The organism is Pseudomonas sp. NyZ480 (genome assembly GCF_029537255.1).
GTDB classification, from domain to species: Bacteria; Pseudomonadota; Gammaproteobacteria; order Pseudomonadales; family Pseudomonadaceae; genus Aquipseudomonas; species Aquipseudomonas taiwanensis.
Window position 1 is genome coordinate 454,738 of record NZ_CP120626.1, and the last position, 20,586, is coordinate 475,323.

A 20,586-nucleotide genomic window follows, 5' to 3' on the forward strand; every position below is an offset into this window, starting at 1 on the left:
TTGCGCTAGTGTGCCAGCCAGCCACGCTGCTGGCTATTGGCGCACGATCAGGTAAAGCCCCGCGGCCAGCATCAACCAGGCCGGCCAGGCGACAGGGGCGGCCAGGCTGGCAGTCTCGGCAGCGCCCACCGCCAACACCGCGCCACCGCCGAGCAGTCCCGCACCGAGCAGGCGCAGCGCCCAGCGGTCGCCCTGGCGACGACGCTCCGGCAACTGCGGATCGTGCAGGTGCGGTTGTGACAGGCGTTCGAGCAAGTCGCGGGTCATGTCGGCCAGGTGCGGCAGTTGCTCGACCTGGCTGTGCAGGTTGCCCAGAACCGCCTTGGGGCTCATGCGCTCGCGCATCCAACGCTCCAGGTACGGCTTGGCGGTGCTCCACAGGTCCAGGTCCGGGTACAGCTGACGGCCCAAGCCCTCGATGTTGAGCAAGGTCTTCTGCAGCAGCACCAGTTGCGGTTGCACTTCCATGTTGAAGCGCCGTGCGGTCTGGAACAGGCGCATCAGTACCTGGCCGAAGGAAATGTCCTTGAGTGGCTTCTCGAAGATCGGTTCGCATACGGTGCGGATAGCTGCTTCGAACTCATTGACCTTGGTGTGCGCCGGTACCCACCCAGAGTCGATGTGCAATTGCGCGACACGGCGGTAGTCACGCTTGAAGAAGGCGATCAGGTTGCGCGCCAGGTAGTCCTGGTCCTCGGCGGTGAGGCTGCCGACGATGCCGCAGTCGATGGCAATGTACTGCGGGCTCCACGGCTTGACCGTGCTGACGAAGATGTTGCCTGGGTGCATGTCGGCATGGAAGAAACTGTCGCGGAACACCTGGGTGAAGAACACCTCGACACCCCGTTCGGCCAGCATCTTCATGTCGGTACGCTGGTCGGCCAAGGTCACCATGTCGGTCACCGGTACGCCATAGATGCGCTCCATCACCAGCACCTTCGGGCGGCACAGGTCCCAGTAGACCTGGGGCACGTACATCAGCTCCGAGCCCTCGAAATTACGCCGCAACTGGCTGGCATTGGCCGCCTCGCGGAGCAGGTCGAGCTCGTCGTAGATGGTTTTTTCGTAATCGCTGACCACTTCCACCGGGTGCAGGCGGCGCGCATCGGCCGACACCCGTTCGGCGCCCTTGGCGATCAGGAACAGCCACGCCAGGTCCTGGGCAATCACCGGCTTGAGGCCGGGGCGTACCACTTTGACCACCACCTCTTCGCCGGTTTTCAAGCGCGCGGCGTGCACCTGGGCCACCGATGCCGAGGCCAGGGGCTCGACATCGAAGCGACTGAACACATCGCTGACCCGGGCGCCCAGTTGCTCTTCGATCAGGGCCACGGCCTTTTTCGGGTCGAAGGGCGGGACACGGTCCTGCAGCAGCATCAGCTCGTCGGCGATGTCGGTGGGCAGCAGGTCGCGGCGGGTGGAGAGCAACTGGCCGAACTTGATGAAGATCGGCCCCAGGTCTTGCAAGGCCAGGCGCAGGCGCGCACCACGGCTGAGCTCGGAAGGCTTGCGCGGCAGCCAGCGCCAAGGCATCAGCAGGCGCAGGCTCATCAGCCACCAGGGCAGGGGCAGGTCGAACAGCAGGTCATCGAGGCGGTAGCGGATCACGACGCGCTGGATGCGCAACAGACGGCGGACGGCAAGCAGCTTCATGCTTTATCGCTGGTATCAAGGGTTCGGGAAAGGCGCTGGAGGCGCGCCTCGAGGCGTTCGATGTCGACTTTAAGGGCGTCGAGCTCGCTGAAGGCGGCTTCGGCTTCGCGCTTGCCCACGAGGGTGCGCGACTCTTCGGCCAGGTACTCGGACAGGTTCTGGCTGAAGCGGGTCAGGCCTTGGCGGGTCCAGCGCGCGCGCAGACGAAGGTGGCCTGCGAGCAGCGAGGTGGCCACTGGTCCCAGCCAGCGCGACAGCTCGAACTCCCAGTCCAGTTCCAGGTCCTGCAGCACCCCGACCAGGTCGAGCAGCACGGCACTGTCACCATGCAATTCGACCTGTGGGCTGTGCAGCACGGCGTTCTTGTCTTTGGCCAGAGCCAGTTGGGCCAGGCTGCCCGCCGGGGCGCGAAGGCTGCAGTCGACCTCGCCCTCCCAGTGGGCTGCGAGCATCAGGCCTTCCTCGTCCGGCAGGATGAATACCTGCAGGGCGGGTTGGCGACAGTCGATTTCGATGACCTTGCCTTCCAGCGCAGCCAGCCGCGGCAGGGCGGTGCTGTCCATGCGCAGGACGCGGTTCAGGCCATGTTCGACGCTGGCGAGCAGCCCGGCCAGCAACATCAGGGCTTGATTCCCCGGTGCACGGCAACGATACCGCTGGTCATGTTGTGGTAGGTGACGCGGTCGAAACCGGCATCGACCATCATGGCCTTCAGGGTTTCCTGGTCGGGGTGCATGCGGATCGACTCGGCCAGGTAGCGATAGCTCTCCGAGTCGTTGGTGATCAGCTTGCCGGCCAGTGGCATGAAGGCGAACGAGTAGGCGTCGTAGGCCTTGGACATCAGCTTGTTGGTCGGCTTGGAGAACTCCAGTACCAACAGGCGACCACCGGGCTTGAGCACGCGCAGCATCGAACGCAGGGCTTCGTCCTTGTGGGTGACGTTACGCAGACCAAAGGCAATGGTCACGCAGTCGAAGTGGTTGTCGGGGAACGGCAGCTTCTCGGCATCGGCCTGGACGAACTCGATGTTGCCGGCAACACCACGGTCGAGCAGGCGGTCGCGGCCGACCTTGAGCATCGATTCGTTGATGTCGGCGAGCACCACCTGGCCGGTAGGGCCCACGAGACGGGAAAACTTGGCCGCCAGATCGCCGGTCCCGCCAGCGATGTCCAGCACGCGGTTGCCGCTGCGCACGCCCGACAGCTCGATGGTGAAGCGCTTCCACAGGCGGTGCATGCCGCCGGACAGCACATCGTTCATCAAGTCGTACTTGGCCGCCACCGAGTGGAACACCTCGGCGACCTTCTTCGCTTTTTGGCTTTCAGGCACGTCCTGGTAGCCGAAATGGGTGGTGGGTTCGGCGTGTTCGCCTTTGCGCTGGTCGTTCATATCGCTTCACCGGAAAAAATTACCGCCATTCTAGGGCGAACGGGCGGATTTGTCTTGGCGGGGTGTGCCTGGGGGAGGGGACGGGCATAATGGCGAGCATGTCTCATATCCAGGATCGTCCCCATGACCCAGATCAGCGTTGAACGCAAGCACTCCCTCGGCCGCGAAGCCGCCCGCGCCAAGGCCCAAGCGCTGGTGGAAAAGCTGTCCCGCGAATACGACCTCAAGGCCAACTGGAACGGTGACCGCGTCGATGTGACGCGCAGCGGCGCCAATGGCAGCGTCCATATCGGCGAGGACACCATTCGGGTCGAACTGAAGCTGGGCATGATGCTGTCGATCATGGGCAGCACCATCAAAAGCGAGATCGAGCGGGCGCTGGACAAGGCGTTGGCCTGATTCCACGGCCAGGGCGGTGCCCTCGCCAGTACCACCGCCCCACCTTAGGGTGAAGATTCTAATTTCACCCCCTACCTTATGCTCAAGCCCACCCCCATGGGCTCATCCTCCCTCCACTCATGAGCATGAGGTACAGAGCATGGCCAAAGTGAACGTGAAGAAAAAGGACGAAGTCCTGGGTACCTTGGGCGAGGTACGCGGCTACGCACGCAAGATCTGGCTGGCGGGCATCGGCGCTTACGCCCGTGTCGGCCAGGAAGGCTCCGATTACTTCAAGGAGCTGGTAAAAGCCGGTGAAGGCGTCGAGAAACGTGGCAAGAAGCGCATCGACAAAGAGCTCGATGCCGCCAACAGCCACATCGACGAGGCCACCGAGGAAGTGAGTCGCGTACGTGGCAAAGTCGAAGTTCAACTCGACAAAATCGAAAAGGCCTTCGACGCACGCGTCGGTCGCGCCTTGAATCGCCTCGGCATTCCGTCTAAACATGACGTTGAGGCGCTGTCCATCAAGCTTGAACAGCTTCATGAGCTGCTCGAGCGCGTCGCGCACAAACCATAAGGAGAGCAGGATGGCTGGCAAGAAGAGTACCGACAAAGAAAGCAGCTCCTGGATCGGCGGGATCGAAAAGTACTCCCGCAAGATCTGGCTGGCAGGCCTGGGTATCTATTCGAAGATCGACCAGGATGGCCCCAAGCTGTTCGACTCGCTGGTGAAGGACGGCGAGAAGGCTGAGAAGCAGGCCAAGAAGACCGCTGAAGACGTGGCGGAAAGCGCCAAGTCCACCACCACCTCGCGTGTGTCCGGCGTCAAGGACCGTGCCTTGGGCAAGTGGAGCGAGCTCGAGGAAGCCTTCGACAAGCGCCTGAACAGTGCCATCTCGCGTCTGGGCGTGCCGAGCCGCAACGAGATCAAGGCCCTGCACCAGCAGGTGGACAGTCTGACCAAGCAGATCGAGAAACTGACTGGTGCGTCCGTCACCCCGATCTCCTCCCGTAGCGCGGCCAGCAAGGCTTCCGCAACCAAGACAGCGGCCAAGCCGTTGGCCAAGGCTGCTGCCAAGCCTGCGGCGAAAACCGTAGCTGCCAAACCCGCCGCCAAGACCGCTGCAGCCAAACCAGCAGCTGCCAAACCAGCAGCAGCCAAGCCAGCAGCGAAGCCGGCTACCAAGCCTGCGGCCGCCAAGCCTGCTGCCGCGAAGAAACCGGCAGCGAAGAAGCCCCCGGCCAAACCGGCCGCCGCTAAGCCAGCAGCACCCGCTGCGAGCGCTGCTCCGGCCGCTACCGCCGCTCCGGCGCCTGCTGCCACTGCGGCCAGCAGCACGCCGTCGGCGCCGCTGAGCGTGGTCGGCCAGGCCTGATACCGCGCCGTGCCATCGCCGGCAAGCCAGCGCCTACACCTGAACCGTAGGAGCCGGCTTGCCAGCGATCGCGTCAACCCTTGTGCTCGCTTTCATCCTTCCAGATACCGCACCGCCAACTGTTCTGCCGCCACGCGCGCGGGTGGCTGCAAATGCGGCGCCACTAGCATCATCACCTGGTAGACCACGATCCCCACATCGCCTTCCCGGCCTAGTACCCGCTGGTAATCCAGCGAACACATCAAGGTCAGGGTGATCTGTTCCACCAGTTGCCCCAACGCCTGCGTTTCGCTGACGACCTGCCCCTGGGCCTTGAGGCTGGCCAGCAAGGCAGCGAGCGTGCGCTTGAGGGCATTGATCAGGCTGCGGATGCCACGGGCCAGCTTCGGCAGGCGTCCGATCAGATTCGACAAGTCTTGGAACAGAAACCGGTACTGGGCCATGCGCTCGACGATCAGGTGCAGGAACAGCCAATAGTCCTCGGCGTCCAGACGTACATCCAGCGGAGGATCGAGCAGCGGCAGCAGTTCCTCTTCGAAGCGCTCGAACAACCCAATCACCAGTGGCTCCTTGCCATGGAAGTGGTAGTACAGGTTGCCGGGACTGATGCCCAGTTCGTTGGCGATCTCAAGGGTCGAGACATTGGGTTCGCCCTGCTGGTTGAACAACTGCAGGGCGCATTCGAGGATACGGTCGCGGGTCTTCATCCGGTCAAGGTGCTCAGCGTGCCAGTACGTAGCTGCCTGGCGCGGGGCCCAGCGGTGGATAGGTGCTGTTGCCTAGCTCCAGGCGCGGGGCCTTGAGCGGGCCGGAACGCGGTGTGATCCATTCCAGCCACAGCGGCCACCAGCTGCCATCGCTGCGCTTGGCGTCATGGAACCAGGCGCGAGGGTCGCTGGAGAGCTTTGGGTTGTCCAGGTAGTAGGACTTGGGGTTGCCAGGCGGGTTGATGATGCTCTGGATGTGCCCGCTGTTGGCCAGCACGAAGCGCCGCTCGCCCCCCAGCAGCAACGCCGATCGGTACACCGCGTCCCACGGGGTGATGTGGTCGTTGCTGCCAGCCACGGTAAAACTGTCGAGATCGACCTGCTTGAGGTCGATGGGCGTGCCACACACTTCCAGCCCCGCAGGGTGGGTCAGTGGATTGTGTTTGAAGAAGTCCAGCAGGTCGCCATGCAGCGCGGCGGGTAGGCGCGTGCTGTCGGCGTTCCAGTAGAGGATGTCGAAGGCCGGTGGGGCCTTGCCGAGCAGATAGTTGTTGACCCAGTAGTTCCAGATCAGGTCGTTGGGCCGCATCCAGGCGAAGATCCGCGCTACCTCGGCGCCATCGAGGACGCCACGTTGGTACGAGCGGCGTTTGGCTGCCTCGATGGTCTGCTCGTCTGCGAACAGGCTGGCCGGGCTGTCGAACTTGCTGTCGAGCAGGCTGACCAGGTAAGTCGCGCTGCGTACCCGGCGCAACTGATGCTTGGCTTGCAGGTGGCCCTGCAACGCCGCCATGGTCAGGCCACCCGCGCAGGCGCCCATCAGGTTGGGGTCACGGTTGCCGCTGATACTGCGGCAGGCATTGAGCGCTTCTTCGACGGCCTGGACGTAGGTGGACAGCCCCCATTCGCGGTGGCGTGGGTCGGGGTTGCGCCAGCTGATCATGAATACCTGCAGACCATTCTTGAGCATGTACTGGACGAAGCTGTTGGTCGGCCCCAGGTCGAAGATGTAGAACTTGTTGATCTGCGGCGGTACCACCAGTAGTGGCCGTGCATGCTGCTTCTCGCTCATTGGCTTGTACTGGATCAGCTCCAGCAGCTCATTGCGAAACACCACTGCGCCCGGGGTCGAAGCCAGGTTGCCGCCGACTTCGAAGGCGCGTTCGTCGACCTGGCGTGGCAGACCGTCGTTGTGGCGCAGGTCGTCGAGCAGGTGGGACACGCCCCTTAACAGGCTTTGGCCGCCAGTATTGAGCAGTTCTTTCACCGCCAGCGGGTTGAGCAGCGAGTTGCTTGGCGCCAGGGCATCGTTGATCAAGGTGAACAGAAACTGCGCGCGAGCCCGGTCGTCATCGGACAGTGAACTGTCTTCGATCCAGAGGCGGGTTTGCTTCTGCCAGGCCAGGTAGGCTTGCAGGCCACGACTGTAGAGCGGATTCTGGCTCCAGGTCGGATCGCTGAAGCGGTTATCGCGGGGGTTGGGCTGGTTGGGCGTATCGCCGAGCATCACCCGTCCCAGCTGGCCACCCAAGGCCAGCAGGTGGCGTGCGGTATGCAGCGGGTTGCGCAGGCCATGGCGCCCGACATGGCGCAGGGTGGAAATCAGGTCGCGACCACGCAGGCCGACGATGGCGCTCTGCACGTTCATGCTGCTCACGGGAGCGTGGATCGTCCCTCTTTCCGGTTTCTCTTTCATGTCAACACTCCCTCGTTGAACCGTTCTCACCTTCACGCCGTACAAACAAGAGCGCAGCGCGCTGCTCAGCCACCAGAGGCGGGCCGAGGGTGCATGACTGCCCGTTGGCGTTCTTCGTGGAGGAACTTCATGATGATCGGGGCCACGGCTTCTGCCCGTGTAATCAGGAACAGGTGGCCATCGTCGATTATGTGTAGCTCGGCGTTGGGAATTCGCCAGGCCAGCAAACGCATGTTGATCAGCGGGATCAGTGGGTCGTCGTCGCCTGCCAGTACCAGCGTGGGCTGGCTGATCTTGTGCAGCCAGTGAATGCTGGTCCAGCCAAGCCCCGCGAACAGTTGCCAGTAGTAGCCCATCTTGCCGCCGGAGCGAACCTTGGCGGCATGGTGCATGGCCAGTTCAGGGTCGCGGCGAAAACCGCCGCCGTAGATCAACGGTGCGATGCGGATTACATGGGAAGGCTGCACGTAGCGCCGGGGACTGGCCATCATCCACAACACCTTGGGCTTGCCTGGCACCATCACCGCGCCCGCGGCAGTCGCCGCCAGCACCAGTTTCTTGCAGCGCTCGGGGTAGTCATGAGCGAATTGCTGGGCAAGCGCTCCGCCCCAGGACACTCCGATGACGTTGACTTGGCCATAGTCGAGGTAGTCGAGCATGCGTGCAGTAAGCTTGGCCAAGCCGGGAAAGCGATAGGGGTGGCGTGGGGTCGACGAACCCCCGACGCCGGGCACATCGAAGGCGATGACTTCCAGGTCTGGGTCCAGGGCCTCGATGAACGGAAACACCAGTTCCAGGTTGGCACCGATGCCATTGAATATCAGCAACGGCGTCAAGTGCGGCTTGCCTGGTCGGACGGCGGTGCGGATGGACTGGTTGTCCAGCTCGACAGTCCTGAATATGTAAGGTTGCGGCATGCGCGTGACTCTGTGGTGAAAGTAGCGCCGTGGCTCACCGCTCGGTGGCCACGGCTGTGCAACTTAACGTTCGTGGACGTAGGTGCCTGGCGATGCCTCCCCGGCAGCGTAGGTGCGGTTGCCAAGGCGCGTCGGTGCTTTCTTGAGCTCGCCTGCACGCTCGCCCAGCCAGCTTTGCCAGTGCAGCCACCAGGAGTCGGCGTGCTTGGTGGCGTTTTCCTGCCAGGCCAGTGGGTCGCCGGGGCGGTCGGCACCGGTCATGAAGCGCGCCTTGGGGTTGCCCGGCGGGTTGAGAATGCTCTGGATATGGCCGCTGCTGGAAAGCACGAACTCGATCTTGCCACCGAACAGATGCGCCGAGCGGTAGCATGACTGCCATGGCGTGATGTGGTCGGCAGTACCGGCAAGGCTATAGATATCGCATTTGACCTGTTTCAGGTCGATGGCTGTGCCGCACACTTCCAGCGCGTCGGGGCGGGTCAGCGGGTTGTTCTTGAACATCTCGATGAGGTCGCCGTGGAAGGCGGCCGGCAGGCGCGTGGTGTCGTTGTTCCAGAACAGGATGTCGAACACCGGTGGCTCGTTGCCCAGCAGGTAGTTGTTGACCCAGTAGTTCCAGATCAGGTCGTTGGGGCGCATCCAGGCGAAGACCTTGGCCATGTCGCTGCCTTCGAGCACGCCGGCCTGGTAGGAGTGGCGCTTGGCCGACTCGAGGGTCTGCTCGTCGACGAACAGCGCGACCTGGTTGTCCACCGTGGTGTCCAGCACACTGACCAGCAAGGTCAGGGCATTGACCTTCTTCTCACCCAGTGCGGCGTAGTGCCCGACCAGCGCGGTGCAGGTGATGCCGCCGGAGCAGGCGCCGAGCATGTTCAGGTCCTTGCTGCCGGTGATCGACAGCACGGCGTCCACCGCCTCCTTGAGCGCATCGATGTAGGTCGACAGGCCCCATTCGCGCTGGGCCTTGGTCGGGTTGCGCCAGCTGATGATGAATGTCTGCTGCTGGGAGCGCAGGCAGAAGCGTGCCAGGCTCTTTTCCGGGCTCAGGTCGAAGACATAGAACTTGTTGATCTGCGGCGGTACCACCAGCAGCGGGCGACTGTGCACCTGTTCGGTGATCGGGCTGTACTGGATCAGCTCCAGCACGTCGTTGCGGTACACCACCGCCCCCTCGCTGGTGCCGAGGTTCTTGCCGACTTCGAACGCCTTCATGTTCACCTGGCTGGGCATGCCGCCATTGTGCACGAGGTCCTTGGCCAGATTGGACAGGCCATCGAGCAGGCTCTTGCCGCCGGTTTCGAAGAAGCGTTTGACTGCTGCCGGGTTGGACAGGGTATTGGTCGGCGCCATCGCTTCGGTCATCAGGTTGATGACGAACTGGCCGCGACTGATGTCTTGCGGGGACAGGTCGCTTTCACCGATCCAGTCGTGCAGCTCCTTGCGCCAGGCCAGGTAGGTCTGCAGGTAACGACGGTACAGTGGGTTGTTGCTCCAGGCCGGATCGGTGAAGCGACGGTCGTCGTTCTCGGGTTTCAGGGCGGACTTGCCCAGCAACACGTTTTTCAATTCCAGGCCGAAATGCGCCACGTGCTTGGCACTGTGCAGGGGTTGGCGCACCGCCTGGCGCAGTACGGTACGAGCAGAGCTCAGCAGGTCCTTGCGGCGAATGCCGATGACCGGGTTCAACCCCAGGGTGTTTTCCGAGGCTTGCCGCTGCAACTCATCGTTGTTCTTGTTACTCATCTACGACGCTCCGTTGTCCTGAGACGCGTACCGGTTTTCCGTGACAGGTGCACGGACGACAGCCCGGTACTACTACTCGGTTGACCAGTGATAAGGAACAGCGGTACTGCGACCGGGTGCGTGTCGGTGATGAGCTGCGGGGATTCTGCGTGTGAAGACAGCCTGCTTTCGCTCGCGACCTCTACAACAACCAGCCTCTCCCCCGAACGCATGAATAGCGATGCAGGGAACTTGCCAGCTCCATTGGTTACCCGACTTTCATGTAATGCGCAAGACAACCCGTAGCGGGTCGTCACTAAGGCATTCAAGCAGATGAGATTAGAAAATGCGCTCTAATGCGTGCGGCCATTGAGCTAGAGCATCAGCTTGACGACGGATTCCGAGGGATCGCGGGATTTTCCGGCCTTGTGCAGTTCATCCAGGTACTCGGCCCAGAGTTGTTCCTGGCGCAGGCACAGTTGCTCGAGGTACTCCCAAGTGAACAAACCGCTGTCATGCCCGTCGTCGAAGGTCAATTTCAGTGCATATTGACCCGCCGGTTCCAAACCGACCAGACCGACGTTGATCTTGCCAAATTGCAAGATGGGATTGCCGTGGCCCTGGACCTCGGCGGAGGGGGAGTGCACCCGCAGGAATTCGGCAGGCAGGTGGTAGACCTCGTCGGGGCCGTAGGTGAGGCTGAGGGTTTTCGAAGCTTTGTGCAGGTTGATGGCGGTGGGCAGGCGGGCCATGGGGCGAATCTCTCGGACGCGGATATCGCTAGCTTCCAGCTTCCGCTGCAGGGATTCAAGGGCCCATTCGCGGCTAAACCCACCGCCACAGGCTCACGGGTGATCCTATGGCGGCGGGTTTAGCCTTGATGCAGTTGCCAGTCTTACAGGATGTAGCGCGACAGGTCTTCGTTCTGCGCCAGCTCACCCAGGTGGCCATTGACGTAAGCTGCGTCGATCTTGATCGGCGTCTCGTCATGGGCGCTGGCCAGATCGCCGGCACTGAACGACACCTCTTCGAGCAGGCGCTCGAGCAGGGTGTGCAGGCGACGGGCACCGATGTTCTCGGTCTTCTCGTTGACTTGGTAGGCGATCTCGGCCAGGCGCTTGATGCCGTCGGCGGCGAACTCGATGTTCAGGCCTTCGGTTTTCAGCAGCGCGGCGTACTGCTCGGTCAGCGATGCGTGCGGCTCTTGCAGGATGCGCTCGAAGTCTTCCGGGGTCAGCGCCTTGAGCTCCACGCGGATCGGCAGACGGCCTTGCAGCTCGGGCACCAGGTCGCTTGGCTTGCTCAGGTGGAACGCACCTGAGGCAATGAACAGGATGTGGTCGGTCTTGACCATGCCCAGCTTGGTATTGACGGTGCAGCCTTCGATCAGCGGCAGCAGGTCGCGCTGCACGCCTTCACGGGACACATCGGCACCGCCGACGTTGCCACGCTTGGCCACCTTGTCGATTTCGTCGATGAACACGATGCCGTGCTGTTCGACCGCTTCCAGAGCCTTGGCCTTGAGCTCTTCCTCGTTGACCAGGCGGCTCGCCTCTTCGTCGCGCACCATCTTAAGCGCTTCCTTGACCTTGAGCTTGCGCGACTTGCGCTTGCCCTTGCCCATGTTGGCGAACAGGCTTTGCAGCTGGTTGGTCATCTCTTCCATGCCCGGCGGCGCGGCGATTTCGACGCCCATGGAGTCAGCCACTTCGATCTCGATTTCCTTGTCGTCCAGCTGGCCTTCGCGCAGGCGCTTGCGGAACAGCTGGCGGGTGTTGGAGTCGGTGCTGGTCTGTGCGGCCTCTTCGGCGAAGCTGCTGACACGGGCTTGCGGCAGCAGTGCGTCGAGGATGCGATCTTCGGCAGCGTCTTCGGCGCGGTGGCGCACGCGGATGATCTCTTGCTCGCGCAGCATCTTCAGGGCGGCATCGGCCAAGTCGCGGATGATCGATTCGACATCGCGGCCCACATAGCCCACCTCGGTGAACTTGGTAGCTTCGACCTTGAGGAACGGCGCGTTGGCCAGCTTGGCCAGTCGGCGGGCGATTTCGGTCTTGCCGACGCCGGTAGGGCCGATCATCAGGATGTTCTTCGGGGTTACCTCGGCGCGCAGCTCGGCGGGCAGCTGCATGCGCCGCCAGCGGTTGCGCAGGGCGATCGCCACGGCGCGCTTGGCGTCGTCCTGGCCGATGATGTGGCGGTTGAGTTCGTGGACGATCTCGCGGGGGGTCATGGACATGGTCAAAACGGTCCTTGGGCGGAGTGGTTCAGTGTGGAAAAGCCCCATCACCGGGAGGGGGCGCCAGAACAACTGATTACTCGGCCAGGTCCTGCTCCTCGATGGTCAGGTTATGGTTGGTGAACACGCAGATGTCGGCGGCGATGTTCAGGGCGGATTCGGCGATCTCGCGCGCCGAAAGGTCGGTCTTGTCCAGCAGGGCGCGGGCTGCGGCCTGGGCGTAGGCGCCGCCGGAACCCATGGCGATCAGGCCATCTTCGGGTTCGACTACGTCGCCGTTGCCGGTGATGATCAGGGAGGCGTCCTTGTTGGCGACGGCCAGCATGGCTTCCAGGCGGCTCAGGGAGCGGTCGGTACGCCATTCCTTGGCCAGCTCGACGGCGGCGCGGATCAAATGGCCTTGGTGCTTTTCCAGCTGGCCTTCGAAGCGCTCGAACAGGGTGAAGGCGTCGGCAGTGGCGCCAGCGAAGCCCGCGATGACCTGTCCGTGGTACAGGCGGCGCACCTTCTTGGCATTGCCTTTCATCACGGTGTTGCCAAGGGATACCTGGCCGTCGCCGCCCATGACGACTTTGCCGTTACGGCGGACAGAAACGATGGTGGTCAAGGGGAGAGTCTCCACGCAGCGGGGCGAAAGTGCCTGATGCAGACTCATATGGGGGTGTGGGGAAGGATTTCAACCGCGGGGGATGAATGGTCAGGCTTGGCAGGTAGGCCTGTGTCGGATCATTCGCGGGTAAACCCGCTCCTACAGGTCTTGCGCTGCCCTTGAAAACAGCCGTGTCCCAGTAGAAGCGGGTTTGCCCGCGAATGTCTTGACTCAGGCCTCGTGGCAGAGGTGCCCATCGACCAAGGTATAACGCACCGCACCCGGCAGGCAGTGGCCGATGAACGGACAGTTCTCACCCCGGGAGAACCACTGTTCGCCAGCAACCGTCGACGCTTTGGGATCGAACAGCACCAGGTCGGCCGCGCCGCCTGCTTTGAGCTCACCGGCCGGCAGGCGCAGGGCTGCAGCCGGGCCACTGGTCAGGCGAGCCAGCAGGGTCGGCAGATCCAGCAGGCCGTCGTCAACCAGGGTCATGGCCAGTGGCAGCAAAAGCTCGACGCTGCTGATGCCTGGCTCGGTCGCGCCGAAGGGGGCCAGCTTGGCGTCACGTTCGTGGGGTTGGTGGTGGCTGGAGATCGCCTGGATCACCCCCGACTTGACCGCCTCGCGCAGGCCATCGCGGTCAGCGGCGGTGCGCAGCGGCGGTTGTACGTGGTACAGGCTGGAGAAATCTCGCAGCGATTCGTCGGTGAGAATCAACTGGTACAGTGCCACGTCAGCGGTCACCGGCAGCCCCAACTGCTGCGCCTGGGCGATCAGCCGGGCGCCGCGGGCGCTGGTGATCTGGGTGAAGTGCGCACGCACGCCGGTCTGCTCGACCAGCAGCAGGTTGCGCGCCAGGGCAACGGTCTCGGCGGTTTCCGGGATGCCCGGCAAGCCGAGGAAGCTTGCCATGGCGCCTTCGTGAGCCAGGCCGCCTTGGGCCAGGTCGCGGTCCTGGGAGTGGAACACCACTGTCAGGTCGAAGGTGGCGGCGTACTCCAAGGCACGAGCCAGGGTGCGGTTGTTGGGGATTTCCTTGAGGCCGTTGCCGAAGGCTACGCAACCGGTGTCGCGCAGGGCCACCAGCTCGGCCAGTTGCTCGCCTTCCAGGCCTTTGGTCAGGGCGCCGATGGGGTAGACCTTGCTGTTGCCTGCCTCGCGCGCGCGGTCGAGGATCAGTTCGGCCACCGCCGAAGTGTCCAGCACTGGGCGGGTTTGTGGCGGGCAGCACAGGCTGGTCACGCCGCCAGCCACGGCCGCACGGGTTTCACTGGCAATGTTGCCTTTGCGGCTGTAGCCCGGTTCGCGCAGCGAAACACCCAGGTCTACCAGGCCGGGCGCGGCGACCAGGCCGTCGGCCTGGATCGTGCGGCTGGCGCTGAAACCTGCCGGTGCCGCCCCGATGGCAGCGATGCGGCCACCGTCCAGGTGCAGGTCGGTGACCTGGTCCAGGCCAGTCTTGGGATCGATGACCCGGGCGCCGAGAATACTGATGGTCACTGGGCGTTCTCCTGGTCGAGTTGACGTTGCGCGTTCTGCCCGCTCATGGCCATGGACAGCACGGCCATGCGCACGGCGATGCCGTAGGTGACCTGATTGAGGATCACCGAGTGTTTGCCATCGGCCACTGCCGACTCGATTTCCACGCCGCGGTTGATCGGCCCCGGGTGCATGACGATGGCGTCGGGCTTGGCGGTGGCCAGACGAGCGGTGGTCAGGCCGAACAAACGGTAGAACTCGCCTTCGCTGGGCAGCAGGCCACCGGCCATGCGCTCGCGCTGAAGGCGCAGCATGATCACCACGTCGACATCCTTCAGGCCTTCGGCGAGGTCGGTGTAGACCTTCACGCCGTATTGCTCGATGCCGATCGGAATCAGGGTTTTCGGGCCGACCACGCGGATGTCCGGGCAGCCCAGGGCCTTGAGCGCCAGCATGTCGGAGCGGGCGACGCGCGAATGCAGGATATCGCCGACGATGGCCACCGAAAGGTTCTCGAAGCTGCCTTTGTGGCGGCGGATGGTGAGCATGTCGAGCATGCCCTGGGTGGGGTGTGCATGGCGGCCGTCACCGCCGTTGATCACCGCGACATCCGGGCAGACATGCTCGGCGATGAAGTGGGCGGCACCGGAGTCGGAGTGGCGTACGACGAACATGTCGGCGGCCATCGCTTCGAGGTTGCGCAGGGTGTCGAACAGGGTCTCGCCCTTGCTGGTCGAGGAGGTCGATACGTTGAGGCTGATCACGTCAGCCGACAGGCGTTGGGCAGCCAGTTCGAAGGTGGTGCGGGTTCGGGTGGAGTTCTCGAAGAACACGTTGCACACGGTCTTGCCGCGCAGCAAAGGAACTTTCTTGACGGCCCGGGCGCCGACTTCCAGGAAGGAGTCGGCAGTGTCGAGGATCTCGGTCAGCAGTTCGCGGGGCAAACCGTCGAGCGAGAGGAAGTGGCGCAGCTGGCCCTGATCATTGAGCTGCAGCGGGCGCTTGGCGTCGAGTGGCGTCATCGCGGGGGACTCTTAAAGGGCGGAAGCGGTGGCGAGGTCCTGGCGCTCGAGTGCGAGCGGTGCGGGTCCGGTCAATTTTACCCGCTCATTGGGGGCCAGCGACAGGGTGGCACCGAGCACGTTCGGGCGGATCGGCAGTTCACCGGCGTCGAGATCGACCAGGCAGACCAGTGTCACGCTGGCCGGGCGGCCGTAGTCGAACAGTTCGTTGAGGGCGGCGCGGATGGTGCGGCCGCTCATCAGCACGTCATCGATCAGCACCAGATGCTGGCCTTCGACCTCGAACGGCAGCTCGGACGGCCGCACCTGCGGATGCAGGCCGTTCTGGCTGAAGTCGTCACGGTAGAACGAGACATCCAGGGTCCCCAGTGGGCTGCTATCACCCATTTCCTGCTGCAGGGCCTGGGCTACCCAGACACCGCCCGTGCGGATGCCGATGAAGCGGGGTTCGGTAATGGCGCGGCGGGCCAGATGGGCGCGAAGATCGACAGCCATCTGCCGGATCAGCTCGGCGGGGTTGGGTAGGCTCATTGCGTGCTCCTTGGGAGGGCGCCGGGTTGGCCCGGCGGCAAAGCGGATTTAAGTGTTGGCCTCCAGCCAGCCTTGCAGCAGCAGGGCAGCGGCGATGGCATCGACCGGGTTGTCGCGGTAGCTGCCGTGCCGGCCGCCACGGGCCATCTGCTCGCCTTTGGCTTCAAAGGTAGTCAGGCGTTCATCGTGGGTGTGCACGGGCAGGTTGAAGCGGCCATTGAGGCGGCGGGCAAACTTTTCAGCACGCTCGCTCATGTCGCTGGGCGTGCCGTCCATGTTCAGCGGCAGGCCGACGACGATGGCGTCGGGTTTCCATTCCTTGATCAGCTTCTCCACCTGGTTCCAGTCCGGTACGCCGTTCTGCGCCTTGAGCACACATAGCTCGCGGGCTTGTCCGGTGATCACTTGGCCCACTGCCACGCCAATTTGTTTACTGCCGTAGTCGAAGCCCAGCAGCAGGCGAAGTTCGGCCATCAGGCGTGGCCCGCCTGGCTGGTCAGCAGATTGAGGTTGATCCCCAGGCTGGCGGCGGCGGCATCAAGCCGCAGGTCGCTGGCCAGGCCAAAGATGATCTCGGGGTCGAAGGGGCAGTTGAGCCAGGCGTTGTCGGCCAGTTCGGCCTCCAGCTGGCCAGCTTCCCAGCCCGCGTAGCCCAGGGTGATTAGACTCTGTTTAGGGCCCACCCCGGCAGCGATGGCCAGCAGCACGTCCTGCGAAGTGGTCAGCGACAGGCCGTCGAGGGCGACGGTGGCCTGGAAGCTGCATTCGTTGGTGTGCAGGACGAACCCTCGGTCGGTCTGCACCGGGCCGCCTTGGTAGATCGGCACCTGCAAGGTGCTGGCCGGTGGCTCCTCGTCCGGGCGCAACTGCTCGAGAATGTCGGCCAGGTTCAGCTCCTGAGGTCGGTTGACCACCAGGCCCATGGCGCCATTGGCGTTATGCTCGACGATGTACGTGAGGGTCTGGGCAAAGTTCGGATCGGTCATGTGTGGCATGGCGATCAGGAACTGGTGCTTGAGGTAGCTCGGAGTGAGGGTTTTCATGGGAGATAGTGTGGCGCCAGGTGGCGAGACTGACAAGGTGCTCTGTATGTCGGGAGGTTTTTGGCGTTTGTGGGATTGAGCGCCGCTTGTGCGGCGCATCGCGAGCAAGGCTCGCTCCTACGGGGAGGGGCGGGTGCTAATTACGCTGGCGTGACCGGCCCGAACAAAGCGTAGGAGCGAGCCTTGCTCGCGATGCGCAGCGCGAGCGGCGCTCGATTCACGCCCCACCACAAGCCCCAGACCGTACCCTCTCGATCAATTACTGGACAGCCGGTCCCCACGGGCAAATCGCCAGGTCCGAATGATCTCCAGCCGATCGAACTCCGCCAGATCCCCGGTAAACGGCGCAAACGGCGCAGCCAGCCGCACGATTCGTTGCGCTGCCTGGTCCAATACTGGCTGTCCGGATGACTCCAGCACCAGCACCTCGTACAGCGAACCATCGCGGTTGATCGACACCATCATCCGCAAGTTGCCGTAGATCTGCTGCCGGCGCGCCTCTTCGGGGTAGTTGAGGTTGCCCACCCGTTCGACCTTTTTGCGCCACTCCTCTTTGTACCAGGCGCCCTTGTCGCGCATGGTCGAGGCCGCGTTGAGCCGGTGGATGCGCGGGCGTTTGGCATACAGCTGCTGCTCGTGGGACAACTCGGCCTCGAGGCTGGCGATCTGGCTGGACAATTGCGAGCTGTCGAAGTCCGGTGCGGGCACCGCAGGCTTGGGCTGCGGTTTGCTCTCCTTGGGCTTGGGCTCGACCTTCTGCGGTTTGGGCGCCTTGGTGGCCACTGCGGATTTTTGCGGCGCCGGTGGTGGCTCCACGTCAGGCTTCGCCGCTGGAGGAGGGGTGACCTTGTTGATCTTGCTGTCCTGGAACGGTGCAACCTCGGTGGTCTTCGGGACCGCCTTTTTGTCCAGGGTACCGCTGCCTTGCTGGTCGTTCTGTGCCTGGAAGTCGGCCTTCTCCGGCGGCTTCTCGCTCTTGAAGGTGGCCAGGGTGATGTCCATGGTGTGACGGATCTGCGCCGGTTCGACGGCGCTGAAGCCCACACCAAGGATCAGCGCCAGGTGAACCAGGGCAGCCAGGAACAGGGTGAAGCCAAGCCGGTCCACCGGGCGAACGCGGGGTGGCAGCAGGTCGGCGGGGATGTCGGCAGGCAGCGTCATCAGGTATCCAGCAACCGCGGGGCGGGGCAGCAGGTCAGTTGTAAAGGACCGGCATCATACCCCACTCCGCGTATTTGCCGCGTGTCGGCGGTCAGCGCGTCTTCAACTGGCGATCAATGGCGTCCATCAGCTTGCCGCCGATGTCCGTGTTGTAGGCCGCATCGATCTCGCGGATGCAGGTCGGGCTGGTGACGTTGATTTCGGTCAGGTAGTCGCCGATCACATCCAGGCCGACGAACAGTAGGCCCTTCTCTCGAAGGGTCGGGCCCACCTGGGCGGCGATCCAGCGGTCGCGCTCGGTCAGCGGGCGGGCTTCGCCACGGCCGCCGGCGGCCAGGTTGCCACGGGTTTCGCCACTGGCCGGAATGCGCGCCAGGCAATAGTCGACCGGCTCGCCGTCGATCATCAGGATGCGCTTGTCGCCGTCCTTGATCTGGGGCAGGTAGGCCTGGGCCATGATCTGCTGGCCGCCGTGCTGGGTCAGGGTCTCGAGGATCACCGAGAGATTGGGGTCGCCCGGGCGGTGGCGGAATACCGAAGTGCCGCCCATGCCATCCAGCGGCTTGAGGATCACGTCGCCATGGGTGGCCGCGAATTTGCGCAGGATGTCGGCGCGACGGCTGACCAGGGTCGGGGCCATGCACTGCGGGAATTGCGTGGCAAAGAGCTTTTCGTTGCAGTCGCGCAGGCTTTGCGGGCGGTTGACCACCAGCAGGCCGTCACGCTCGGCCTGCTCCAGCAGGTAGGTGCTGTAGACGAACTCCATGTCGAAGGGTGGGTCCTTGCGCATCAGCACCACGTCCAGATCGGTCAGCGCGCTGTCCTGCTCCTCACCCAGCTCGAACCAGCGGGCCGGGTCGGCGAATACCTTCAGTGGGCGCATCTGCGCACGGGCCTGGCCAGCACCCAGGTACAGGTCACGCTGTTCCATGTAGAACAGGCTCCAGCCACGGGCCTGGGCGGCCAGCAGCATGGCCAGCGAACTGTCCTTCTTGTAGGAGATGGACGCGATGGGGTCCATGACAATGCCGAGGCGAACGCTCATGGGGTGGTTCCTCTTGGCGGCCCGAGGCCGCGATGGATCGAAAGAAAAGTGGCTCAGGGTGGCGCCGGGAACGCGGCTGGTCAAGGGGCGCGGCAGATGGAATGGCCTTGCGGAGTATGCTAAAAGTGCAGCTGCAAGCACTTTGTGGCGTCTGTGTCGCAGCGGGCGCACAGCCCATCGCCGGCAAGCCTGCGCTCACCGTGTAGGCGCCGGCTTGCCGGCGATGGCCGCACCACTTGCAGCTAACTTCCACTGGTAGGCATTTATGGAACAACCCCTGAAGGTGATGGTGATCGACGATTCACGCACGATCCGCCGCACCGCGCAGATGTTGCTCGGCGAAGCGGGCTGCGAGGTGATCACCGCCAGCGACGGCTTCGATGCCCTGGTCAAGATCGTCGACCACCAACCGCAGATCATCTTCGTCGATGTGTTGATGCCGCGTCTGGACGGGTATCAGACCTGCGCCGTGATCAAGCACAACAGCGCCTACAGGGACATCCCGGTCATTCTGCTGTCGTCCCGCGATGGCCTGTTCGACAAGGCTCGCGGCCGGGTGGTCGGCTCGGACCAGTTCCTGACCAAACCCTTCAGCAAGGAAGAGCTGCTCGACGCGATCAGGGCGCATGTCCCTGGTTTCGCCGCGCCCGAACAACACGCACCCTGATCGCGCCCGCCATGGCGCCGTTTTCATTGTCCTGATGGGGAACCAGCATGGCCCGAGTTCTGATTGTCGACGATTCGCCGACAGAGATGTACCGATTGACCGAGTGGCTTGAAAAACGCGGCTACCAGGTGCTCAAGGCCAACAACGGTGCCGATGGTGTCGCCTTGGCCCGCCAGGAAAAGCCCGACGCGGTGCTGATGGACATCGTCATGCCAGGCATGAATGGTTTCCAGGCTACCCGGCAGCTCAGCAAGGACCCGGAAACCAGCGCCATCCCGGTGATCGTGGTCACCACCAAGGACCAGGAAACCGACCGCATCTGGGCCACGCGCCAGGGCGCCCGTGACTTCCTGACCAAGCCCGTGGAAGAAGACGCACTGATCGCCAAGCTCAAAGAGGTGCTGGGCGCTTGACCACCCGTCCGCAAGGCGCGTCGCTCACCGCTTTCGAGCTGTTGCTGGACATAGACCGGCGCTGCCGTTTGCTGGTGGCTGACCAGCCACCGCAGGATACCCGCCTGCAACAGTGGAGCGGCATCGGCTTTCGCATTGCCGGACAATGGTTCGTAGCACCCATGGGCGAAGTCGCCGAAGTGCTGCGTGAGCCGCGCAGCAGTCGGGTGCCGGGCGTGCAGCCGTGGGTATGCGGTGTGGCCAATCTGCGTGGCCGGTTGCTGCCGGTCATGGACCTGAGCAGCTTTTTCGGCCTCGGCCCGGCGGCTCCGGGCAAGCAGCGTCGGGTCCTGGTGCTGGACCACGAAGACCTCTTCGTTGGGCTGTTGGTCGACGAGGTGCTGGGCCTGCAGCACTTCGCCTTGAGCAGCCTTGAACTGTCGCCGCCCCAGCCGTTGCTGCGTGCTGCGACGCGTTTCGTCCAGGGGCATTTCCCCCGCGAGCGCAACTGGGCGATTTTCAGCCCCTTCGCCCTGGCCCAGGCCCCGGGCTTTCTCGATGTGGCGTTATAGG

23 protein-coding genes are annotated in these 20,586 nt (G+C 63.6%); 6 read left to right on the plus strand and 17 right to left on the minus strand.

The window, feature by feature from the left end:
* Nucleotides 1-33: 33 nt before the first annotated feature.
* From ubiB to ubiE, 3 genes are read right to left on the minus strand one after another with little or no spacing between them, the layout of a single operon-like run.
* Nucleotides 34-1,653 (minus strand): ubiquinone biosynthesis regulatory protein kinase UbiB, encoded by a 1,620-nt coding sequence (gene ubiB / locus P3R38_RS02010; protein ID WP_023378316.1) that lies wholly within the window; start codon nt 1,651-1,653, stop codon nt 34-36.
* The gene (locus tag P3R38_RS02015; RefSeq protein WP_027907938.1) at nt 1,650-2,273 is read right to left on the minus strand and encodes an SCP2 sterol-binding domain-containing protein; all 624 of its coding nucleotides are present in this window, start codon (nt 2,271-2,273) and stop codon (nt 1,650-1,652) included. Before P3R38_RS02015 ends, ubiB begins: the two co-directional genes overlap by 4 nt.
* Entirely contained in the window at nt 2,273-3,043 is a 771-nt protein-coding gene (gene ubiE / locus P3R38_RS02020; RefSeq protein ID WP_023378318.1) for a bifunctional demethylmenaquinone methyltransferase/2-methoxy-6-polyprenyl-1,4-benzoquinol methylase UbiE, read from the minus strand. The genes P3R38_RS02015 and ubiE overlap by 1 nt, the downstream gene beginning before the upstream one ends.
* 123 nt (nt 3,044-3,166) lie before the next feature.
* Here ubiE and P3R38_RS02025 point away from each other — a divergent pair, with 123 nt between their 5' ends.
* The 3 genes from P3R38_RS02025 (at nt 3,167) to P3R38_RS02035 (ending at nt 4,800) form a co-directional block, all read left to right on the plus strand.
* Complete coding sequence (locus P3R38_RS02025; protein ID WP_023378319.1) at nt 3,167-3,442, plus strand: polyhydroxyalkanoic acid system family protein; 276 nt, start codon at nt 3,167-3,169, stop codon at nt 3,440-3,442.
* A gap of 139 nt (nt 3,443-3,581) precedes the next feature.
* Entirely contained in the window at nt 3,582-4,001 is a 420-nt protein-coding gene (locus P3R38_RS02030; RefSeq protein ID WP_023378320.1) for a phasin family protein, read from the plus strand.
* 10 nt (nt 4,002-4,011) lie between these two features.
* On the plus strand, nt 4,012-4,800 hold the full coding sequence (locus P3R38_RS02035; protein WP_277686782.1) for a phasin family protein: 789 nt from the start codon (nt 4,012-4,014) through the stop codon (nt 4,798-4,800).
* A gap of 92 nt (nt 4,801-4,892) precedes the next feature.
* Here P3R38_RS02035 and P3R38_RS02040 read toward each other — a convergent pair whose 3' ends face one another.
* The 14 genes from P3R38_RS02040 to gshB form a co-directional block, all read right to left on the minus strand.
* Nucleotides 4,893-5,507, minus strand: a complete 615-nt coding sequence (locus P3R38_RS02040) for a TetR/AcrR family transcriptional regulator (RefSeq protein WP_023378322.1) — start codon at nt 5,505-5,507, stop codon at nt 4,893-4,895.
* Between the two features lie 13 nt (nt 5,508-5,520).
* On the minus strand, nt 5,521-7,203 hold the full coding sequence (gene phaC / locus P3R38_RS02045; RefSeq protein ID WP_023378323.1) for a class II poly(R)-hydroxyalkanoic acid synthase: 1,683 nt from the start codon (nt 7,201-7,203) through the stop codon (nt 5,521-5,523).
* A 65-nt stretch (nt 7,204-7,268) separates the two neighbouring features.
* A complete protein-coding gene (phaZ, locus tag P3R38_RS02050; protein ID WP_023378324.1) occupies nt 7,269-8,120 on the minus strand; it encodes a poly(3-hydroxyalkanoate) depolymerase in 852 nt (283 codons plus the stop codon).
* Between the two features lie 63 nt (nt 8,121-8,183).
* Nucleotides 8,184-9,863, minus strand: coding sequence for a class II poly(R)-hydroxyalkanoic acid synthase (gene phaC, locus P3R38_RS02055; RefSeq protein WP_023378325.1), 1,680 nt, complete (start codon nt 9,861-9,863; stop codon nt 8,184-8,186).
* A gap of 353 nt (nt 9,864-10,216) precedes the next feature.
* On the minus strand, nt 10,217-10,594 hold the full coding sequence (locus P3R38_RS02060) for a DUF971 domain-containing protein (RefSeq protein WP_023378326.1): 378 nt from the start codon (nt 10,592-10,594) through the stop codon (nt 10,217-10,219).
* Nucleotides 10,595-10,737: 143 nt separating this feature from the next.
* A complete protein-coding gene (gene hslU, locus P3R38_RS02065) occupies nt 10,738-12,081 on the minus strand; it encodes an ATP-dependent protease ATPase subunit HslU (protein WP_023378327.1) in 1,344 nt (447 codons plus the stop codon).
* Between the two features lie 76 nt (nt 12,082-12,157).
* Complete coding sequence (gene hslV, locus P3R38_RS02070) at nt 12,158-12,688, minus strand: ATP-dependent protease subunit HslV (protein ID WP_023378328.1); 531 nt, start codon at nt 12,686-12,688, stop codon at nt 12,158-12,160.
* Nucleotides 12,689-12,901: 213 nt separating this feature from the next.
* Nucleotides 12,902-14,173: a dihydroorotase gene (locus P3R38_RS02075; RefSeq protein ID WP_023378329.1), complete on the minus strand. Its 1,272-nt coding sequence runs from the start codon at nt 14,171-14,173 to the stop codon at nt 12,902-12,904.
* Nucleotides 14,170-15,174, minus strand: a complete 1,005-nt coding sequence (locus P3R38_RS02080; protein WP_027907939.1) for an aspartate carbamoyltransferase catalytic subunit — start codon at nt 15,172-15,174, stop codon at nt 14,170-14,172. The genes P3R38_RS02075 and P3R38_RS02080 overlap by 4 nt, the downstream gene beginning before the upstream one ends.
* A gap of 12 nt (nt 15,175-15,186) precedes the next feature.
* Complete coding sequence (pyrR, locus tag P3R38_RS02085; protein WP_023378331.1) at nt 15,187-15,705, minus strand: bifunctional pyr operon transcriptional regulator/uracil phosphoribosyltransferase PyrR; 519 nt, start codon at nt 15,703-15,705, stop codon at nt 15,187-15,189.
* Nucleotides 15,706-15,753: 48 nt separating this feature from the next.
* On the minus strand, nt 15,754-16,179 hold the full coding sequence (gene ruvX / locus P3R38_RS02090; protein ID WP_023378332.1) for a Holliday junction resolvase RuvX: 426 nt from the start codon (nt 16,177-16,179) through the stop codon (nt 15,754-15,756).
* Complete coding sequence (locus P3R38_RS02095) at nt 16,179-16,748, minus strand: YqgE/AlgH family protein (protein WP_023378333.1); 570 nt, start codon at nt 16,746-16,748, stop codon at nt 16,179-16,181. The genes ruvX and P3R38_RS02095 overlap by 1 nt, the downstream gene beginning before the upstream one ends.
* A 255-nt stretch (nt 16,749-17,003) precedes the next feature.
* Nucleotides 17,004-17,909, minus strand: a complete 906-nt coding sequence (locus P3R38_RS02100; protein WP_104882261.1) for an energy transducer TonB — start codon at nt 17,907-17,909, stop codon at nt 17,004-17,006.
* 91 nt (nt 17,910-18,000) lie between these two features.
* Nucleotides 18,001-18,954: a glutathione synthase gene (gene gshB / locus P3R38_RS02105; protein WP_023378335.1), complete on the minus strand. Its 954-nt coding sequence runs from the start codon at nt 18,952-18,954 to the stop codon at nt 18,001-18,003.
* 265 nt (nt 18,955-19,219) lie between these two features.
* Here gshB and P3R38_RS02110 point away from each other — a divergent pair, with 265 nt between their 5' ends.
* The 3 genes from P3R38_RS02110 to P3R38_RS02120 are packed head-to-tail and all read left to right on the plus strand — an operon-like array spanning nt 19,220 to nt 20,585.
* On the plus strand, nt 19,220-19,621 hold the full coding sequence (locus P3R38_RS02110) for a response regulator (protein WP_023378336.1): 402 nt from the start codon (nt 19,220-19,222) through the stop codon (nt 19,619-19,621).
* A gap of 47 nt (nt 19,622-19,668) precedes the next feature.
* Nucleotides 19,669-20,034 carry a twitching motility response regulator PilH gene (gene pilH, locus P3R38_RS02115; RefSeq protein ID WP_023378337.1) on the plus strand — a complete coding sequence of 122 codons (366 nt, stop codon included), beginning with the start codon at nt 19,669-19,671 and terminating at the stop codon, nt 20,032-20,034.
* Nucleotides 20,031-20,585 carry a chemotaxis protein CheW gene (locus P3R38_RS02120; protein ID WP_023378338.1) on the plus strand — a complete coding sequence of 185 codons (555 nt, stop codon included), beginning with the start codon at nt 20,031-20,033 and terminating at the stop codon, nt 20,583-20,585. The genes pilH and P3R38_RS02120 overlap by 4 nt, the downstream gene beginning before the upstream one ends.
* Nucleotide 20,586: the final 1 nt, after the last annotated feature.

Coding starts and splice junctions, on each gene's coding strand:
- ubiB (WP_023378316.1), bottom strand. CDS start 1,653: ATGAAGCTGCTTGCCGTCCGCCGTCTGTTGCGCATCCAGCGCGTCGTG.
- P3R38_RS02015 (WP_027907938.1), bottom strand. CDS start 2,273: ATGTTGCTGGCCGGGCTGCTCGCCAGCGTCGAACATGGCCTGAACCGC.
- ubiE (WP_023378318.1), bottom strand. CDS start 3,043: ATGAACGACCAGCGCAAAGGCGAACACGCCGAACCCACCACCCATTTC.
- P3R38_RS02025 (WP_023378319.1), top strand. CDS start 3,167: ATGACCCAGATCAGCGTTGAACGCAAGCACTCCCTCGGCCGCGAAGCC.
- P3R38_RS02030 (WP_023378320.1), top strand. CDS start 3,582: ATGGCCAAAGTGAACGTGAAGAAAAAGGACGAAGTCCTGGGTACCTTG.
- P3R38_RS02035 (WP_277686782.1), top strand. CDS start 4,012: ATGGCTGGCAAGAAGAGTACCGACAAAGAAAGCAGCTCCTGGATCGGC.
- P3R38_RS02040 (WP_023378322.1), bottom strand. CDS start 5,507: ATGAAGACCCGCGACCGTATCCTCGAATGCGCCCTGCAGTTGTTCAAC.
- phaC (WP_023378323.1), bottom strand. CDS start 7,203: ATGAAAGAGAAACCGGAAAGAGGGACGATCCACGCTCCCGTGAGCAGC.
- phaZ (WP_023378324.1), bottom strand. CDS start 8,120: ATGCCGCAACCTTACATATTCAGGACTGTCGAGCTGGACAACCAGTCC.
- phaC (WP_023378325.1), bottom strand. CDS start 9,863: ATGAGTAACAAGAACAACGATGAGTTGCAGCGGCAAGCCTCGGAAAAC.
- P3R38_RS02060 (WP_023378326.1), bottom strand. CDS start 10,594: ATGGCCCGCCTGCCCACCGCCATCAACCTGCACAAAGCTTCGAAAACC.
- hslU (WP_023378327.1), bottom strand. CDS start 12,081: ATGTCCATGACCCCCCGCGAGATCGTCCACGAACTCAACCGCCACATC.
- P3R38_RS02080 (WP_027907939.1), bottom strand. CDS start 15,174: ATGACGCCACTCGACGCCAAGCGCCCGCTGCAGCTCAATGATCAGGGC.
- pyrR (WP_023378331.1), bottom strand. CDS start 15,705: ATGAGCCTACCCAACCCCGCCGAGCTGATCCGGCAGATGGCTGTCGAT.
- ruvX (WP_023378332.1), bottom strand. CDS start 16,179: ATGGCCGAACTTCGCCTGCTGCTGGGCTTCGACTACGGCAGTAAACAA.
- P3R38_RS02095 (WP_023378333.1), bottom strand. CDS start 16,748: ATGAAAACCCTCACTCCGAGCTACCTCAAGCACCAGTTCCTGATCGCC.
- P3R38_RS02100 (WP_104882261.1), bottom strand. CDS start 17,909: ATGACGCTGCCTGCCGACATCCCCGCCGACCTGCTGCCACCCCGCGTT.
- gshB (WP_023378335.1), bottom strand. CDS start 18,954: ATGAGCGTTCGCCTCGGCATTGTCATGGACCCCATCGCGTCCATCTCC.
- P3R38_RS02110 (WP_023378336.1), top strand. CDS start 19,220: ATGGAACAACCCCTGAAGGTGATGGTGATCGACGATTCACGCACGATC.
- pilH (WP_023378337.1), top strand. CDS start 19,669: ATGGCCCGAGTTCTGATTGTCGACGATTCGCCGACAGAGATGTACCGA.